Raw genomic sequence first — 17,676 nt, 5'->3', positions numbered from 1 at the left:
GGGTCACCACTTACCAATTTTTGTTGATAATTCAGCCATAAATCATCGTTATCAACGCTCACAATTTAGCCATTTTATTGTTCTTTCTATTTCGTTTCCTATAGGGAAACCCTTTCGCAATAACCTATTGTTTCATTCAGAAGGACAGCTCGCCGCATGCCCCCTTAAGATTGGTATGCAAAAAATAAAATAAAAATCAAAGAAGGTCGTTATGAGTCAAAACGTGACTGAAAACAAAAAAGTACGCACCAAAATCAGCCCCCCTGTGTTTTACAGTTCGGCTATCATTATTCTGCTTATCGTCGGTTTTGCCGCCTTAATGCCTGAAATGGCAGAATCTCATCTAAGTCATCTTCAAAAGAACCTATTTAACAACGCCAGTTGGTTCTACATTCTCGCTGTAGCCATCATTTTGTTGAGTGTGACTTATCTGGGACTCTCGCGTTATGGACAGATAAAATTAGGTCCTGATCACGCACAGCCCAACTTCAGCTATGTCTCGTGGTTTGCCATGTTGTTCTCCGCTGGAATGGGGATCGGCTTGATGTTCTTCGGCGTTGCCGAGCCCGTCATGCACTATCTCAATCCACCAGTAGGGGATCCGCAAACCGTAGAAGCCGCCAAAGAAGCCATGCGCCTGACGTTCTTCCATTGGGGATTACACGCTTGGGCTATCTACGCCATTGTCGCCTTGATTCTGGCCTTTTTCAGCTATCGCCACGGATTGCCACTTACCCTGCGCTCAGCCCTATATCCCATTATTGGTGACCGAATTTATGGTCCTTTAGGTCACGCTGTCGATGTGTTTGCGGTAGTCGGTACCGTATTTGGTGTCGCGACCTCTCTTGGCTTTGGGGTACTGCAAGTTAACGCGGGAATGAACCATCTGTTCGGTTTACCGGTGAATGAAACCGTGCAAGTTGGCTTGATTATCGCCTTCACCGCTCTCGCGACTTTATCCGTCGTCTCTGGATTAGATAAAGGGATCCGTATTTTATCTGAGCTGAACCTCGGTCTCGCCTTCCTGTTGTTACTGTTGATTGTGATCTTAGGTCCGACGGTCTTATTGCTAAAATCCTTTGTTGAAAATACGGGGGGATATCTCTCAGAGATCGTCAGCAAAACGTTTAACTTGTATGCCTACGAACCTAAATCCAGTGATTGGCTAGGGGGTTGGACGCTGCTGTATTGGGGCTGGTGGTTATCATGGTCACCATTTGTTGGGATGTTTATCGCAAGAATTTCTCGCGGTCGTACCATTCGTGAGTTTGTCACTGGCGTTCTGTTTGTTCCTGCGGGCTTTACCCTAATGTGGATGACGTTCTTTGGTAATACCGCCATTGATTTAATCAAAAACCAAGGGGCAACCCGACTGGCAGAAACGGTGCAATCGGATGTGTCACTCGCCCTATTTGAATTTCTAACTTACTTCCCGTTCTCAACAGTATTATCTTTCTTCGCCATGTTGATGGTGGTGGTATTCTTTGTCACCTCCGCAGACTCCGGTGCCATGGTGGTCGATACCCTCGCCTCGGGTGGCGATTCCGATACGCCAGTCTGGCAACGTATTTTCTGGGCTGGATTAATGGGTGTTGTGGCAATCACCATGCTGTTGGCGGGAGGATTGCAGGCGCTGCAAACCTTAACCATCGCTAGTGCCTTGCCATTCGCCGCTGTTCTGCTTGTCTCCATTTATGGATTATTCAAAGCGTTACGAGTGGATGCCTATAAGCGTGATAGCCAGCAATTAGCCACTATCGCCCCAACAGCAAGCCGTAACCCGATTCCGTGGCAGCGCCGCTTACGTAATATTGTCTATTTCCCGAAACGCGCTCATGTAAAACGCTTTATGGAAGAGTCCGTGAAACCATCCATGGAGATGGTTTCTGAGGAGCTCGCCAAGCAAGGCACGGTTTGCCATATCCATACCGATAAAGACGATAGGATCGGATTTGAGGTGGATTTAGGCGAAGATATGAACTTTTTATACGAAGTTCGCCTACGTTACTATATTCAGCCGGCCTTTGCCCTGGCAGGTATGGGAACAGACAGTGATGAAGAGCGCAGTGAAGAGCAAAAATACTATCGCGCAGAAATTCACTTAAAAGAAGGTGGGCAGGATTACGACGTGATGGGCTGGGCGAAAGAGCAGATCATTCATGACATCCTCGACCAGTATGAAAAACATATTCACTTCTTGCACTTGCTCGGCAAGTGATCACTAAAATATGCCAGAAAAACAATACTCTAAATAATTTGAATTGCAGCTAGGCGGTAAGAAAAGCTATCTCGGGGAGCATACACAAGTATGTGACCCGAGTAGCTGAGCGCAACCAACAACGCTGCGGTTCAAAGTATGACGAGTATTTAGATGGTAAGAGAAGCTATCTCGGGAAGCATACACAAGTATGTGACCCGAGTAGCTGAGCGCAACCAACAACGCTGCGGTTCAAAGTATGAAAAAAGTTATACTCTAAATAATTTGAATTGCGGCTAGGCGGTAAGAGAAGCTATCTCGGGGAGCATACACAAGTATGTGACCCGAGTAGCTGAGCGCAACCAACAACGCTGCGGTTCAAAGTATGACGAGTATTTAGGCTGTCTTGCTTCTATCCATAATACTACTATAATCCGGGCTCTCCAGCGCAATCAACTCATCCAGCAGAGCCGTCAGTTGCTGCATTTTCTCTTGAGAGAAAGCCTGTTCAATCTTTTGATAACCCTCTTCAACTTCCTGACGTGCCTTGTCATACAACTCTTGCCCTGTAGGGGTCAGTGAGACATACAGTTTACGTTGGTCATTCAATGGCTTTAAACGGAAAATAAGCCCTTCGCGTTCCATACGAGTCAAAATCCCCGTTAAGCTTGGACGCAAAATACAGGTTTGCACTGATAATTCATGAAAATCAATAGAGCGATTATCCGCTAACACGCGAATGATACGCCATTGCTGTTCGGTCAAATTATAGGACTTTAATATCGGTCGAAAGAAGCCCATTGCGGTCTCTCGCGCCTGTAATAATGCAATTGTCAATGATTCATGCATAAGCTTAAAACTCACCACGCTATTTAAAGTTATGAAACACCCACTACCGGGGGTTAGTCAGCCTCCGTGCTGGTTACCATTTTTAACGCTGCCATTTTTAACGCGACGGTTTTTAACGTCGCTTTAGGGTTAGCAATAAATCATAGGGTAACTGCAACACACTCAATTATCTTAAATGCAAGAGTAGCATGCAGTACTAACAATCACAAAGAAAAACACCAAAATATTAATGAGTAAATAAATTTTATCAAAAAATCAAAGTTAATATATTGTAAATTTTTAAAAGTTAAAAAAATAATAAACTCATTATATACAGTCAGTTACATGAAGACCCCTTTATTATGTTAATAAGATCACAATTAAAATTAACATTTCCATAAAGCTATTGCTTATTACAAAATAATACTTTATTAATATATTAATAATTACTCAGAATCGATCTCTTTAATAAGGAGTTGTCAATGAAAGGCACTGTTTTTGCCGTTGCCCTCAACCATCAAAGCCAACTTGATCATTGGCTCGAGGCGTTCCAGCAAGCCCCTTATAAAACCCCACCGAAAACACCTGTGTGGTTTATTAAGCCGCGTAATACACGCATTAATTCCGGGGATAACATCCTGCATCCTGCTGGTGAAGAAGTACAAAGCGGTGCAACGCTGGCGCTGGTGATTGGTAAAGATGCACGCAAAGTGACTGCACAAAATGCGTTGGAGTTCATTGCTGGCTTTGCACTGGCGAATGAAGTTAGCCTGCCAGAAGACACCTTCTACCGCCCTGCGATTAAAGCAAAATGCCGTGATACTTTCTGCCCAATCGGCGAGTTAGTGAAAACGTCGTTATCTTCACCTGTTGAGATAGTGACACTGATTAACGGCAAAGAAGCTGACAGATGGTCAACCAAGGATCTCGTTCGTAGCGCAAGCGAATTAGTGGCTGCATTGAGCGACTTCGCAACCCTAAAACAAGGGGACGTGATTTTACTGGGCACTCCTCATCAGCGCGTCACCATCAAACCGGGTGATCAGGTTGAGATCCAAGCAGCTGGCTTCCCAAGCCTCAAGAACAGCGTTGTTGCGGCAGGAGGACAATAATCATGAAACACGCAAAAATTCGTTATCAAGGCACTGAGTATTCCGTCACTGTCGGTGACAACGAAGCTATCAAACTGCCAAATGGCAACGTGATCTCTGGCGATAGCGCAGATGTTGAATGGCTACCACCTGCACAAGGTACTTTATTCGCGTTGGGTCTGAACTATGCCGACCACGCCACTGAATTAGAATTTAAGCCACCAGAAGAGCCTCTGATTTTTATCAAAGCTGAAAACAGCTTAACAGGTCACCGCCAAGTATCCGTTCGCCCAGACAATGTTGAATATATGCACTATGAGTCTGAGCTAGTGGTGATTATTGGCAAAGCGGCTCACAAAGTGTCCCAAGAAGATGCCATGGATTACGTCGCGGGTTACACCGTGTGTAATGACTACGCTATCCGTGACTATTTAGAGAACTACTACCGTCCAAACCTACGCGTAAAAAGCCGCGATACATTGACGCCAATCGGCCCATGGATGGTAGACAAATCAGATATTAAAGATCCACACAACCTCGCACTGTACACCTACGTTAATGGTGAATTGCGTCAAAAAGGCACCACCGCGGATCTGATTTTTAATATCCCATTTTTAATTGCCTACCTGAGTGACTTTATGACACTGCAACCAGGCGACATGATCGCAACGGGCACGCCAAAAGGGCTGTCTGATGTGGTTCCAGGTGATGAAGTGATCGTTGAAGTTGAAGGTGTGGGCAGGCTGATCAATACCATTATCAGCGAAAAAGAGTATGAGGAGCGAGTGTGATGACTAAGATTAACCATTGGATCAACGGCAAAAACGTTGAAAGCAAAGAGTATTTCGAAACCACTAACCCAGCAACGGGTGAAGTATTAGCGGAAGTGGCATCCGGCGGTCAAGACGAAATAAACCAAGCGGTTGCCGCTGCAAAAGAAGCCTTCCCTAAGTGGGCAAACACGCCAATGAAAGAGCGCGCACGCTTAATGCGCCGCTTAGGTGAGCTGATCGACGAAAACGTTCCGCAAATTGCTGAGATGGAAACCAACGATACCGGTTTACCTATCCACCAAACTAAAAACGTTCTGATCCCTCGCGCGTCACACAACTTTGAATTCTTTGCTGAAATTTGCCAGCAAATGAATGGTCGCACCTATCCGGTTGACGACAAAATGATGAACTACACCCTGATCCAGCCAGTGGGTGTGTGCGGGTTAATCTCGCCATGGAACGTGCCATTTATGACCGCAACATGGAAAACAGCACCGTGTTTAGCGCTGGGTAATACCGCGGTTCTGAAAATGTCTGAACTGTCTCCGCTATCTGCAAACCGTTTAGGTGAATTAGCCCTTGAAGCGGGTATCCCTGCGGGCGTACTGAACGTGGTGCAAGGTTATGGTGCTACTGCGGGTGACGCTCTGGTAAAACACCATGACGTTCGTGCAGTCTCCTTCACAGGAGGCACCGCAACTGGTCGCGCCATTATGCAAAACGCGGGTCTGAAAAAATACTCAATGGAATTAGGCGGTAAATCTCCGGTTCTGATTTTTGAAGATGCCGACATTGAACGTGCAATGGATGCCGCGCTGTTCACTATTTTCTCTATCAATGGAGAGCGCTGTACCGCGGGTTCACGTATTTTCATCCAAGAAAGCATTTACCCAGAATTTGTGAAACGCTTTGCTGAGCGTGCAAATCGCCTGATCGTCGGCGACCCTACCGATCCAAAAACCCAAGTGGGCGCCCTGATCAGCCAACAGCACTGGAACAAAGTATCTGGTTATATCCGTATTGGTATGGAAGAAGGTGCAACTCTGTTAGCGGGTGGTCCAGACAAACCAACGGATCTGCCAGCTCATCTGAAAAATGGTCATTTCCTACGCCCAACGGTTCTGGCGGATGTGGACAACCGCATGCGTGTGGCTCAAGAAGAGATCTTCGGACCCGTCGCTTGTTTAATTCCATTCAAGACCGAAGAAGATGGTCTGCGTATGGCGAACGATGTTGAGTATGGTCTGGCGTCTTATATTTGGACTCAAGATGTCAGCAAGATCCTGCGTCTTTCTCGCAATATCGAAGCGGGCATGGTGTTTGTTAACACCCAAAACGTCCGTGATTTACGTCAACCATTCGGCGGCGTAAAAGCCTCTGGCGTGGGTCGTGAAGGCGGCGAGTATAGCTTCGAAGTCTTCGCCGAAATGAAGAACGTTTGTATCTCCTACGGCGACCACAACATCCCACGCTGGGGTGTGTAATTTATTGAAATACCATTATTCTTCAATCAATTAAGTAATCTATACGATTTGAATTATATGTAATTTTGAATCAATGATAATTAATTTAGCTACTTATCCTAAATAATTCGTGTTGTAGCTAGGCGGCAAGTGAAGTTATCCCTAGGAGCATACTGAAGTATGTGACTAGGGTGACTTTATGAAGCCAACAACGCTACAGCGCGAAGTATGACGGATAAGCGAAGGGGAAAAGACATGGGTAAGTTGGCATTAACCGCAAAGATCACACACGTCCCATCAATGTACCTATCTGAACTGCCGGGCAAAAACCACGGTTGTCGCCAAGCCGCCATCGATGGGCACAAAGAAATCAGTCGTCGCTGCCGTGAACTCGGCGTCGACACCATTATCGTTTTTGACACTCACTGGCTGGTCAACAGTGCTTATCACATTAACTGCGCCGATCACTTCAAAGGCATCTATACCAGTAATGAATTGCCACACTTTATCCGCGATATGGAATATGAGTATGACGGCAACTCTGTATTGGGTCAGATGATCGGTGAAGAAGCTCGCAAGCTAGGCGTTCGTGCTCAAGCTCATGAAATTCCAAGCCTAACTCTAGAGTACGCGACGCTGGTTCCAATGCGTTATATGAACAGCGATCGCCACTTTAAAGTGATCTCTATCTCCGCATTCTGTACCTCACACAGCTTTGAAACTAGCCGTAAATTAGGCGAAGCCGTACTGACTGCGATTGAAAAATATGACGGTACCGTGGCGGTACTCGCGAGCGGCTCACTGTCTCACCGCTTTATCGATGACCATCGTGCAGAAGACGGCATGAACAGCTATACCCGCGAATTCGATGAGCAAATGGACAAACGCGTCGTCAAACTGTGGCGTGAAGGTCGCTTTGCTGAGTTCTGCAAAATGCTGCCGGAGTACGCGGATTACTGCTATGGCGAAGGTCACATGCATGACACCGTGATGTTACTGGGTCTGCTGGGCTGGGATAAATATGATGAGAAAGTGGAAGTGTTAACTGACCTGTTCGCCAGCTCTGGAACTGGGCAAATCAACGCGATTTTCCCACTACCAAAATTTATCACTGACAAACAAACAGCCAACGCATAAGGAGCAGATATGCCTCATTTTTATGCTGAATGCACCGACAACATTCGTGAAGAAGCAGCCCTACCCGAGCTGTTCGCTAAAGTAAACAGCGCGCTAGCTGGCACTGGAATTTTCCCATTAGGGGGCATTCGTAGCCGCGCAATCTGGTTGGATACTTGGCAAATGGCGGATGGCAAACACGATTACGCGTTTGTGCATATGACCTTAAAAATTGGTGCGGGTCGCTCCCTCGAAGATCGCCAAAAAACTGGGGAAATGCTGTTTGATCTGATCAAAACCCATTTTGCCTCTCTGATGGCAAAACGTTACTTGGCACTCTCTTTCACTATGGAAGAGCTTGACCCTGTTCTGAACTATAAGCAGAACAATGTGCATGCACTGTTTAAATCATAAAAAGCTTAAGTCATAAAAATTTAAATCGTGATTGATGAATATCGATAGGGGGCAATATGCCAATTTCATTTACCAATAGACCGATACCGCGCTGGTTGATCCCGTTACTGGGTTCACTGGTGGCGTTCGGTCCCCTATCGATTGATATGTACTTGCCAGCCTTGCCAAAAATGGCGCAAGCACTGAATGCCACCCAAGGACAAATGCAGTACACCCTCGGGGCATTCTTTGCGGGCTTCTGTGTCGGCATGCTGTTTTATGGTCCCCTGAGCGACCTGCTGGGGCGCCGTAAAATGTTGCTCAGTGGGCTGGCGATTTTCACCCTCGCCAGCCTGTTATGCGCGCAAGCCACCAGCTCAGAAGCCTTAATTACCTTTAGAGCATTGCAAGCATTTGGAAGTGGTGCAGCGATAGTGATGGCGCGCGCCATTGCCCGTGATGTGTATCCTTCTAGCGAGCTGCCTAAAGTGTTATCACTGATGACATTAGTCACCATGATAGCCCCATTATTAGCACCATTAGTGGGCGGTTTTTTATTAATTCATTTTGAATGGCAGGTGATTTTCTATGTTCTCGCGGCCGTGGGGCTGTGCTCTGTTTCAGCGATTTTCTTACTGCTACCTGAAACCTTGCCTCATCAGCGTGAATCCCGCAATTTAGTCGGTGTCGCCTTTCATAATTATCGGTTGGTGCTCACAGACCGAGAAGCACTAAGCATTATTGGTACTATGGCATTCTCTTTTGCCGGTATGTTCGCCTTTATCAGTGGTTCACCGTTTGTGTATATCAACTACTTTGGTGTTTCTGAACAGTATTATGGGCTGCTGTTTGGCTGCAATATTTTGGGCATGATTGCCATGTTGCTGCTGAATGTCCGATTGCTCAAGGTGTATAGCCTGCCACGAATTTTGGGCATGCAAAGCGGTATCCAATTGATTTTTGGTGTTCTGTTGTTAATTTTCTATCAACAAAGCCTACCAATTATTGTTATCCTAGTGGTTCTGTTCCTATCGATGGTTAATGCTATCGGCACCAACAGTTTGTCACTGTTACTGCAACACCGCGGGAAAATCGCAGGCAGCGCCAGTGCGCTCGCCATCTCAATTCAGTTTGCCTTGGCAGCCCTTGCCAGTGTTGCAGTGTCCATACTACAAGATGAATCCCCATTTGCTATGGCACTCGTAATGGCGATTTGTGCCGGACTGAGTTTTTCAAGCCAACGCTTGTCCGCTAAAAATGTCCACGCGCACGTTCATTCAGTGTCTTCGGAGAACAACGAAAAATGAGCTTAAACACCAATTCTAAATTATTCCGCCAGCAGGCTTACATTAATGGTCAATGGGTAAATGCCCAAGACAGTAGCCAGTTTGATGTGACTAACCCGGCAAATGGAGAAGTGATTGCTCGCGTCAGTAATGTGGGTGCAACTGAAACTCAACAAGCCATTGAAGCCGCAGAAAAAGCATTGCCAGCATGGCGTGCAAAAAGCGCGAAAGAACGTAGCCAAATTCTGAACAAATGGTTCCGTTTAATGATGGAAAACCAACAAGAACTTGCGCAGATCCTGAGTACTGAGCAAGGTAAATCCATCAATGAATCCATGGGCGAAATTGCCTACGGAGCCAGCTTTATTGAGTGGTTTGCCGAAGAAGGTAAACGTACTTACGGTGAAACTATCCCATCCCCACTGCCGGGTCGCCGCTTAGTGACCATCAAGCAGCCTGTGGGTGTGGTCGCTGCTATCACCCCTTGGAACTTCCCGAATGCGATGATCACCCGCAAAGTCGGTCCTGCCCTCGCAGCGGGTTGCACCATGGTATTAAAACCTGCGGCTGAAACCCCATTATCGGCGCTGGCATTAGCAGCATTAGGTGAAGAAGCCGGTATTCCTGCTGGCGTATTCAATATCGTTCCAGGTACCGATGCCAAAGCGATTGGTGCGGTCATGACATCTAGCCCGATTGTTCGCAAGCTGACCTTCACCGGTTCTACCCGCGTGGGTAAATTGCTGATGGAACAGTGCGCAGATACCGTGAAAAAAATGTCACTGGAATTAGGCGGTAACGCACCATTTATCGTATTTGACGATGCGGATTTAGACGCTGCGGTTCAAGGGGCTTTAGCCGCTAAATTCCGTAATAGCGGACAAACTTGCGTGTGTGCAAACCGTATTTTAGTGCAAGAAGGTGTTTACGATGAGTTTGCGGCTCGCCTAGCGAAAGCTGTGAGCGCATTAAAAATTGGTCCAGCAACCCAAGCTGATTCTGAGCAAGGCCCGCTTATCAACCAAGCTGCCGTGGATAAAGTGTCTGAGCACATTGCGGATGCCGTTGCTAAAGGTGCGAGCATCGCTGCGGGCGGTAAATCATCCAGCCTTGGTGGTCTGTTCTTCGAACCGACGGTATTAGTCAATGTGACTGAATCCATGAAAGTGGCGAAAGAAGAGACATTTGGTCCATTAGCGCCATTATTTAAATTCCGTGATGAACAAGAAGCTATCGACCTTGCCAACGACACTGAGTTTGGTCTGGCCTCCTATTTTTATTCACGTGATATCGGACGTATCTACCGTGTGGCTGAAGCATTAGAAAGCGGCATGGTGGGTATTAACGAAGGCATTATTTCAAATGAAGTGGCTCCGTTTGGTGGTATTAAGCAGTCAGGACTTGGTCGTGAAGGCTCCCGTTACGGAATCGAAGATTATCTGGAAGTGAAATATCTCTGCTTTGGTGGTCTTTCTAATTAGAAAGAAACATTAGCTGGCGGTCTTCGCTTTTAAAATCTTAGCTCTAAATAATTCAAGTTAGAACAAAACAGTAAATGAGACTAATCCCCTAGGAGCATACCGTGTGACTAGGGGATAGGCGCAAGCCTATCGTGAAGCTAACGTAGTTATAGCTCGAAGTATGACGAGCTGAGGTGCAAAAGGAAAAATAAGATGTTGCAACAAGATACCATTTCAACAATCGCTCAACGCCTAAACCAAGCGGAAAAAAGCCGCCAGCAAATCCGTCAAATCTCACTGGATCATCCCGAAATGACCATTGAAGATGCCTATGCCATTCAAAAAGAGTGGGTTGGCTTAAAACTGGCGGAAGGGCGCGTATTAAAAGGGCATAAAATCGGTCTGACATCCAAAGCGATGCAAGCCAGTTCCCAGATTGATGAGCCTGATTATGGCGCACTGCTCGATGATATGTTCTTTGATGATGGCTGTGATATTCCAACGGATCGCTTTATCGTTCCGCGTATCGAAGTTGAACTGGCATTCGTGTTAGCAAAACCGCTGCGCGGCCCTAACTGCACCTTATTTGATGTGTATAACGCCACGGACTATGTGATCCCCGCTTTAGAGCTGATCGACGCCCGTTGCCACAATATCGATCCTGACACTAACCGCCCACGTAAAGTGTTCGACACCATTTCAGATAACGCGGCAAACGGCGCGGTGATCTTAGGTGGACGTCCGATTAAACCTCGTGATTTAGACATGCGTTGGATCAGCGCCCTGCTTTATCGTAATGGCGTGATCGAAGAATCTGGCGTTGCAGCGGCGGTTCTCAACCACCCTGCCAATGGCGTGGCATGGTTAGCCAATAAATTAGCCCCACACAATGTGGAGTTACAGCCGGGACAAATTATCCTTGGCGGTTCATTCACTCGCCCTGTTCCTGCTCGTAAAGGGGATGTTTTCCACGTTGACTACGGCGTGATGGGCTCAATTAGCTGCCGCTTTGCATAAGGAGTTCACTGTGGATCTGTTAGAAAATAAATTCAAAAAAGCCCTGAAAACAGGCAAACCACAAATTGGTTTATGGCTAGGATTGTGCAGCCCATACAGTGCTGAGCTGGTTGCTGGTGCTGGATTTGATTGGCTGTTGATCGATGGTGAACATGCACCAAACAATGTGCAAACGACCTTAGCGCAATTACAAGCAATCGCCCCTTATCCATCACAACCGGTAGTTCGTCCGGCGTGGAATGAGCCAGTGATTATCAAGCAATTGCTGGATATCGGTGCACAAACGCTGTTACTGCCGATGGTGCAAAATGCAGAACAAGCAGAGCAAGCGGTACGCTCAACTCGTTATCCACCCGCGGGAATTCGTGGGGTGGGCAGCGCCTTAGCGCGCGCCTCTCGCTGGAATCGTATTCCCGATTATTTAAAACGCGCTAACGATGAAATGTGCGTGATTGTCCAAGTGGAAACCCGCGAAGCTATAAAAAATCTGCCTGAGATCCTCAAAGTTGAAGGCGTTGATGGTGTCTTTATCGGTCCTGCGGATCTGAGTGCGGATATGGGCTTTTCTGGCAATCCAAACCATCCTGAAGTGAAAGCGGTGATTGAAGATGCCATTAAGCAAATTCGTGCGGCAGGTTTAGCGCCAGGAATTTTGATGGCGGCACCGGATATCGCAGAACACTATATTAAGCTCGGCGCCTTGTTTGTCGCCGTTGGCGTGGATACCACATTACTAGCGCGCACCGCTGAAGCCCTTGCCGCAAAATTCGGTAAAACGGTTTCCGATATGGATAACAGCGCATCTAGCGTGTACTAAAGCAATCTGAACTCCTCTAGGTCGCTCAATTTTACCCTACGCTCATGAGCGACCTAGATAGTAAGCAATAAAATCGCAACCACAACAAGGCAGCCCAAATGACTGCCTAGTAGACCCTTGTACCTATAATAAATTGTAATTAGAGGGCATTATAATGAGTCATTCACAGAATGTTGCTAGCACCAACCCTGCAGAGCAACATAAGAACCTTACCGAACCGCAACAGCGGGTAATTAATAAGCTTTTTAAACGACTGATCGTATTTCTGTTTGTTCTGTTTGTTTTCTCGTTCTTAGACCGAATTAATATCGGCTTTGCGGGGCTAACAATGGGGAAAGACATTGGTCTAACGTCCACCATGTTTGGTCTGGCAGCGACGCTGTTTTACGCCACCTACATTATTTTTGGTATTCCAAGTAACATCATGCTTGGCATTGTCGGTGCTCGTCGCTGGATTGCCACTATCATGGTGCTATGGGGTATTGCTTCTACTGCCACTATGTTCGCGACTGGGCCAACCAGCTTATATATTTTACGCATGCTGGTGGGTATTGCTGAAGCTGGTTTCTTACCAGGTATGTTAGTTTACTTAACTTACTGGTTCCCCGCTTATTTCCGCGCACGTGCTAACGCTCTGTTTATGATTGCCATGCCAGTTACTATGGCATTTGGTTCACTAGCTTCTGGTTATATTTTAGGGCTAGATGGTGTGTTAAATCTGAAAGGCTGGCAATGGTTGTTCTTACTGGAAGGTTTCCCATCCGTTCTGCTGGGTATTTTAGTGTGGTTCTATCTGGATGATTCTCCGAAGAAAGCAAAGTGGCTAACTCAGGAAGATAAAGACACCCTGCAAGAGATGATGGATAAAGACCAGTTAGAGCTTGTGCAGCCACACGGCTCAAAAAGCCAGACTGCGCTGCAAAATAGCAGCCTGTGGAAAGAGATTTTCACCCCGGTGATCTTAATGTATACCGTGGCTTATTTCTGTCTAACTAACACGTTGAGCGCCATTAATATTTGGACACCACAAATTATGCAGAGTTTTAATCAGGGCAGCAGTAATGCCATGATTGGGCTATTAACTGCGATCCCTCAGTTCTGTACGATTTTGGGGATGATTTATTGGAGTCGCCGCTCAGATCGCTTGCAAGAGCGTAAGATGCACACTGCGTTACCGTATTTGTTTGCGGCGGCAGGTTGGATCATCGCAGCGATGACTCATCAGCCGATACTCCAATTATTGGGGATCATTATGGCGTCCACCGGTTCGTTTACTGCTATGGCCGTTTTCTGGACCACGCCAGATCAGTCGATCAGTTTACGCGCTCGCGCAATCGGTATTGCCGTAATCAACGCAACAGGTAATATAGGTTCCGCGGTCAGCCCACTATTAATCGGTTGGCTAAAAGATCAAACGGGTAGCTTCAATTCTGGTCTCTATTTTGTTGCCGGTTTGCTGGTGGTCGGCGCCCTTCTGGTCATCGCCATCCCAATGAAAAACTCAAGACCAAGAGCCACACCGTAAAACGGTCAAACTGTAAAACTGTAAAACTGTAAAACTGTAAAACTGTAAAACAGTCGAATTAAAGAAATGAGTGCTGCACTCCAATAACCTTGAGCATTGCTCAAAATAATTCGAGTTGCAGCTAGGCGGCAAGCAAGCTAATTCCTAGGAGCATACACAAGTATGTGACTAGGATTAGCTTGTGTAGCCAACAACGCTGCAGCTTGAAGAATGAAGAGCAATTATGACGGGCATTACAAACATAGATATTGGGAAGGACTACGATGACGTCCTGGGTAATGACGACGTCCACTACCAAACCTTCGGCAAACTCGCCGCCTTCTTCGGTCGCGACATGCCCGCGCATCGTCACGATGGCTATTTCCAATTACACTATTTAGTCACTGGGCATATTACTCTCCAGCTGGATGAGTCTCGTTATTCTGTGCAGGCACCGCTATTTATTTTGACGCCCCCTTCTGTCGCCCATGCGTTTTTTACTCAAGAAGACACTGACGGGCATGTATTAACCGTGCGGCAAGATTTAATTTCGCCGCTGTTGGAGTCTCTTTATTCAGCCAATCTGGATAGAGTCGATATTCCCGCGATTTGTTTATCTGTCGCGGATAAGCCCCAAGACATTGAAACTTTTAATCACTATTGGGATTTAATGGCGCGGGAATCTGCGAATAACTATATTGGTCGAGACCAAGTGTTATCTTCGCTTGCCCAAGCCTTATTTACCTTTTTACTGCGCTCTGTCCCCCTTGACGAGCATCATGTTAGTGGCGTTCGTGGTGAACATCGATTATTCCAACGTTTTAACCAGCTTATCGATATGCATTATCGTGAGCATCTCTCTGTCCCTGACTATGCGGATAAGCTCGGCGTCACCGAATCTCGCTTAAAAGATATGTGCCGGCGATTTGCCAACCGCCCACCTAAAAAGCTTATTTTCGACAGGATTTTGCGGGAAGCCAAACGCATGCTGCTATTTTGCGATAGCCCCGTTTCTGAAATTGCTTATCAACTTGGATTTAAAGATCCAGCCTATTTTGCCCGCTTTTTTAATCGCTCTGAAGGTACCTCTCCGAGCCAATGGCGTGAACAAAATATCCACTAGATCGCGGATATCAAAATTTTAGCATCCCCTTTAAATTATTTTACATAATGCAAACATTTTTGATGTCTTGCATTTTTATTTTTAAAGTTACAACTGGTACTATTAGAAGCAAACAAAAAGTGAATGCATAGCTCAAAAAACAATCAAACAAAATGATATAAAATAAAATTCATTAAGTTTTTAATAAAACATAATTCAATGATAAATAAAGACTTATATATTAAAATTGAAATGGCATTAATATTAAAATATCGATAAGATCACATTTCTTTCATAAAACCATCTCACCAACGAAAAGTACCAGCTTTCCTTTGGAAAATCTCTTTTAAAACCCCACAGAAAACGATTCAATTAGTAAACACAAAACAAACATAAAATTAACATTATTCAAGCTTGCAACCTTTGTACGCCGACAACCCGCAAGCCCTCTTTGTTCTAAAACGAGGTAGACATGAAACCAGAAGATTTTCGTTCCGATGCTAAGCGCCCATTTAATAGCCAAGAATATCTAAAAAGTTTACAAGATGGTCGCGAGATTTATATCTATGGTGAGCGTGTTAAAGATGTCACCACGCACCCTGCTTTTCGTAACTCAGCAGCTTCTATAGGACAGTTATATGATGCGCTTCATGATAAATCGACTCATGACCAGCTTTGCTGGGGCACAGATACAGGCAACGGCGGGTATACACACAAATTCTTCCGCTTCGCAAAAAGTGCAGATGACCTACGCCAACAACGCGACGCCATCGCAGATTGGTCACGCCAAAGCTACGGATGGATGGGACGCACTCCAGACTATAAGGCGGCATTCGCCAGCTGTTTAGGCGCTAACCCAGAATATTACGGCCAGTTTGCCGATAACGCACGCAACTGGTACAAACGTATTCAAGAGAGCGGTTTATACTTTAACCATGCAATTGTTAACCCACCTATTGATCGCCATAAGCCCGCTGATGAAGTTAAAGATGTTTATATAAAGCTAGAAAAAGAAACTGATGCAGGTATTATCGTCAGCGGTGCAAAAGTTGTTGCAACCAACTCTGCGTTAACACACTACAACTTTATCGGTTTTGGTTCTGCACAAGTCATGGGTGATAACCCTGATTTTGCGCTGATGTTTGTTGCGCCAATGGATGCGGACGGTGTGAAATTAATTTCCCGTGCATCTTACGAGTTAGTTGCTGGTGCAACAGGAGCTCCGTTTGATTATCCGTTATCAAGCCGTTTTGATGAGAATGATGCCATTCTGGTCATGGATCATGTGTTAATTCCATGGGAAAACGTGCTGATTTATCGTGATTTCGACCGTGCTCGTAACTGGGCGGTACAAGGTGGCTTTGCTCGCCTGTTCCCATTACAAGCTTGTGTACGTTTAGCCGTCAAACTGGACTTCATCACAGGTCTTCTGCAAAAGAGCCTTGAATGTACGGGTGTTATTGATTTCCGTGGTGTTCAAGCGGATCTCGGTGAAGTGGTCGCTTGGCGTAACCTGTTCTGGTCACTGACTGATGCTATGTGTTCAGAAGCAAAAGCTTGGGAAGGCGGTGCGTTCCTGCCAGATACTCAAGCCATCCAAACGTATCGTGTTATGGCACCAATGGCCTACACCAAAATCAAAAATATCATCGAAAGTAACGTAACAAGTGGTTTGATCTATCTGCCATCAAGCGTTCGTGATATGAATAACCCAGAGATTGACAAATATCTGGCAAAATATGTTCGCGGTTCAAATGGGATGGATCACGTTGAACGTATTAAAATTTTAAAATTAATGTGGGATGCTATCGGTAGTGAATTCGGTGGTCGTCACGAGCTGTATGAAATTAACTACGCGGGAAGCCAAGACGAAATTCGTCTGCAATGTCTGCGTCATGCATACGGTTCTGGTAATATGAAAGCCATGACTGACATGGTTGACCGCTGCCTGTCTGACTATGATCAGCACGGCTGGAAGCGCCCTCACCTGCACAACAACAACGATATTAATCTGTTAGATTCGCTGCTGAAGTAATCGGCAGCAGGAGGTCAAAATGTCTTTAGAAAATGAACATCGCTTACGTTTCAGAGATGCGATGGCAAGTCTCGGTGCCGCTGTTAACATCGTCACCACGGATGGTCCAGAAGGCCGTTGCGGTATTACTGCCACTGCGGTTTGTTCTGTGACTGATACGCCACCGACTTTGATGGTATGTGTTAACCGCAACAGCTCTATGAATGCGGTTTTTCAAAAGAATGGCCGCCTATGCGTTAACGTTCTCAACCATGATCAAGAAGATTTAGCTTGTCACTTTGCGGGCATGAAAGGCTCGACAATGGATGAGCGCTTTGGATGGGATATGTGGGATAAAGGTATTTTAGAACAACCATTGTTAAGAAATGCCCTTGCTAATCTTGAAGGTGAAATTACCCAAGTACAAGATATTGGCACTCACTCTGTCTATATGGTTGAGATGAAAAAGATTGTTGTTAGCGATGATGGACATGGCTTGGTCTATTTTAAACGTAAATTCCATCCCGTTTTGCATAAAATCTTAGAGCATACAGCCTAATTTAACCTCCATTTTATTACGCTATTCTAAGCCCCTAAATACATCATTTAGGGGCT

Annotated in this window: 15 protein-coding genes; 14 read left to right on the top strand and 1 reads right to left on the bottom strand. The window is 45.9% G+C overall.

What is annotated here, in order from left to right; translation table 11 throughout:
- The first annotated feature begins 211 nt into the window (after nucleotides 1-211).
- Nucleotides 212-2,218: a BCCT family transporter gene (locus M5X66_RS03765; protein WP_036954027.1), complete on the top strand. Its 2,007-nt coding sequence runs from the start codon at nucleotides 212-214 to the stop codon at nucleotides 2,216-2,218.
- 375 nt (nucleotides 2,219-2,593) lie between these two features.
- On the opposite strand, the gene hpaR is transcribed toward M5X66_RS03765, so the two are convergent.
- Nucleotides 2,594-3,046 carry a homoprotocatechuate degradation operon regulator HpaR gene (gene hpaR / locus M5X66_RS03760; protein WP_036954025.1) on the bottom strand — a complete coding sequence of 151 codons (453 nt, stop codon included), beginning with the start codon at nucleotides 3,044-3,046 and terminating at the stop codon, nucleotides 2,594-2,596.
- A gap of 461 nt (nucleotides 3,047-3,507) precedes the next feature.
- On the opposite strand from hpaR, the gene M5X66_RS03755 reads away from it, so the two are divergent.
- The 13 genes from M5X66_RS03755 (at nucleotide 3,508) to hpaC (ending at nucleotide 17,620) form a co-directional block, all read left to right on the top strand.
- Nucleotides 3,508-4,137, top strand: coding sequence for a fumarylacetoacetate hydrolase family protein (locus tag M5X66_RS03755; protein ID WP_036954023.1), 630 nt, complete (start codon nucleotides 3,508-3,510; stop codon nucleotides 4,135-4,137).
- A 2-nt stretch (nucleotides 4,138-4,139) separates the two neighbouring features.
- The gene (locus tag M5X66_RS03750; RefSeq protein ID WP_108479481.1) at nucleotides 4,140-4,907 is read left to right on the top strand and encodes a fumarylacetoacetate hydrolase family protein; all 768 of its coding nucleotides are present in this window, start codon (nucleotides 4,140-4,142) and stop codon (nucleotides 4,905-4,907) included.
- The gene (gene hpaE, locus M5X66_RS03745; RefSeq protein ID WP_006657319.1) at nucleotides 4,907-6,373 is read left to right on the top strand and encodes a 5-carboxymethyl-2-hydroxymuconate semialdehyde dehydrogenase; all 1,467 of its coding nucleotides are present in this window, start codon (nucleotides 4,907-4,909) and stop codon (nucleotides 6,371-6,373) included. The genes M5X66_RS03750 and hpaE overlap by 1 nt, the downstream gene beginning before the upstream one ends.
- 234 nt (nucleotides 6,374-6,607) lie before the next feature.
- The gene (hpaD, locus tag M5X66_RS03740) at nucleotides 6,608-7,489 is read left to right on the top strand and encodes a 3,4-dihydroxyphenylacetate 2,3-dioxygenase (RefSeq protein ID WP_036954019.1); all 882 of its coding nucleotides are present in this window, start codon (nucleotides 6,608-6,610) and stop codon (nucleotides 7,487-7,489) included.
- 9 nt (nucleotides 7,490-7,498) lie between these two features.
- Nucleotides 7,499-7,882: a 5-carboxymethyl-2-hydroxymuconate Delta-isomerase gene (locus M5X66_RS03735; RefSeq protein ID WP_036954018.1), complete on the top strand. Its 384-nt coding sequence runs from the start codon at nucleotides 7,499-7,501 to the stop codon at nucleotides 7,880-7,882.
- 56 nt (nucleotides 7,883-7,938) lie between these two features.
- Nucleotides 7,939-9,168 carry a Bcr/CflA family multidrug efflux MFS transporter gene (locus M5X66_RS03730; protein WP_195848953.1) on the top strand — a complete coding sequence of 410 codons (1,230 nt, stop codon included), beginning with the start codon at nucleotides 7,939-7,941 and terminating at the stop codon, nucleotides 9,166-9,168.
- Nucleotides 9,165-10,628, top strand: coding sequence for an NAD-dependent succinate-semialdehyde dehydrogenase (locus tag M5X66_RS03725; RefSeq protein WP_036954015.1), 1,464 nt, complete (start codon nucleotides 9,165-9,167; stop codon nucleotides 10,626-10,628). Before M5X66_RS03730 ends, M5X66_RS03725 begins: the two co-directional genes overlap by 4 nt.
- 192 nt (nucleotides 10,629-10,820) lie before the next feature.
- Nucleotides 10,821-11,624 (top strand): 2-oxo-hept-4-ene-1,7-dioate hydratase, encoded by an 804-nt coding sequence (hpaH, locus tag M5X66_RS03720; protein ID WP_036954012.1) that lies wholly within the window; start codon nucleotides 10,821-10,823, stop codon nucleotides 11,622-11,624.
- Between the two features lie 10 nt (nucleotides 11,625-11,634).
- Entirely contained in the window at nucleotides 11,635-12,441 is an 807-nt protein-coding gene (gene hpaI / locus M5X66_RS03715; RefSeq protein ID WP_036954009.1) for a 4-hydroxy-2-oxoheptanedioate aldolase, read from the top strand.
- A 154-nt stretch (nucleotides 12,442-12,595) separates the two neighbouring features.
- The gene (gene hpaX, locus M5X66_RS03710; RefSeq protein ID WP_036954007.1) at nucleotides 12,596-13,966 is read left to right on the top strand and encodes a 4-hydroxyphenylacetate permease; all 1,371 of its coding nucleotides are present in this window, start codon (nucleotides 12,596-12,598) and stop codon (nucleotides 13,964-13,966) included.
- 223 nt (nucleotides 13,967-14,189) lie between these two features.
- Nucleotides 14,190-15,068: a 4-hydroxyphenylacetate catabolism regulatory protein HpaA gene (gene hpaA / locus M5X66_RS03705; protein WP_036954004.1), complete on the top strand. Its 879-nt coding sequence runs from the start codon at nucleotides 14,190-14,192 to the stop codon at nucleotides 15,066-15,068.
- A 451-nt stretch (nucleotides 15,069-15,519) separates the two neighbouring features.
- A complete protein-coding gene (gene hpaB / locus M5X66_RS03700; RefSeq protein ID WP_108479482.1) occupies nucleotides 15,520-17,082 on the top strand; it encodes a 4-hydroxyphenylacetate 3-monooxygenase, oxygenase component in 1,563 nt (520 codons plus the stop codon).
- Between the two features lie 19 nt (nucleotides 17,083-17,101).
- Nucleotides 17,102-17,620: a 4-hydroxyphenylacetate 3-monooxygenase, reductase component gene (hpaC, locus tag M5X66_RS03695; protein WP_036953999.1), complete on the top strand. Its 519-nt coding sequence runs from the start codon at nucleotides 17,102-17,104 to the stop codon at nucleotides 17,618-17,620.
- Nucleotides 17,621-17,676: the final 56 nt, after the last annotated feature.

It is taken from the genome of Providencia sp. PROV188 (assembly GCF_027595165.1).
GTDB lineage: Bacteria > Pseudomonadota > Gammaproteobacteria > Enterobacterales > Enterobacteriaceae > Providencia > Providencia lanzhouensis.
Note: the sequence above shows the minus strand (reverse complement) of the source record. Positions and strands in the feature narration are given on the sequence as shown.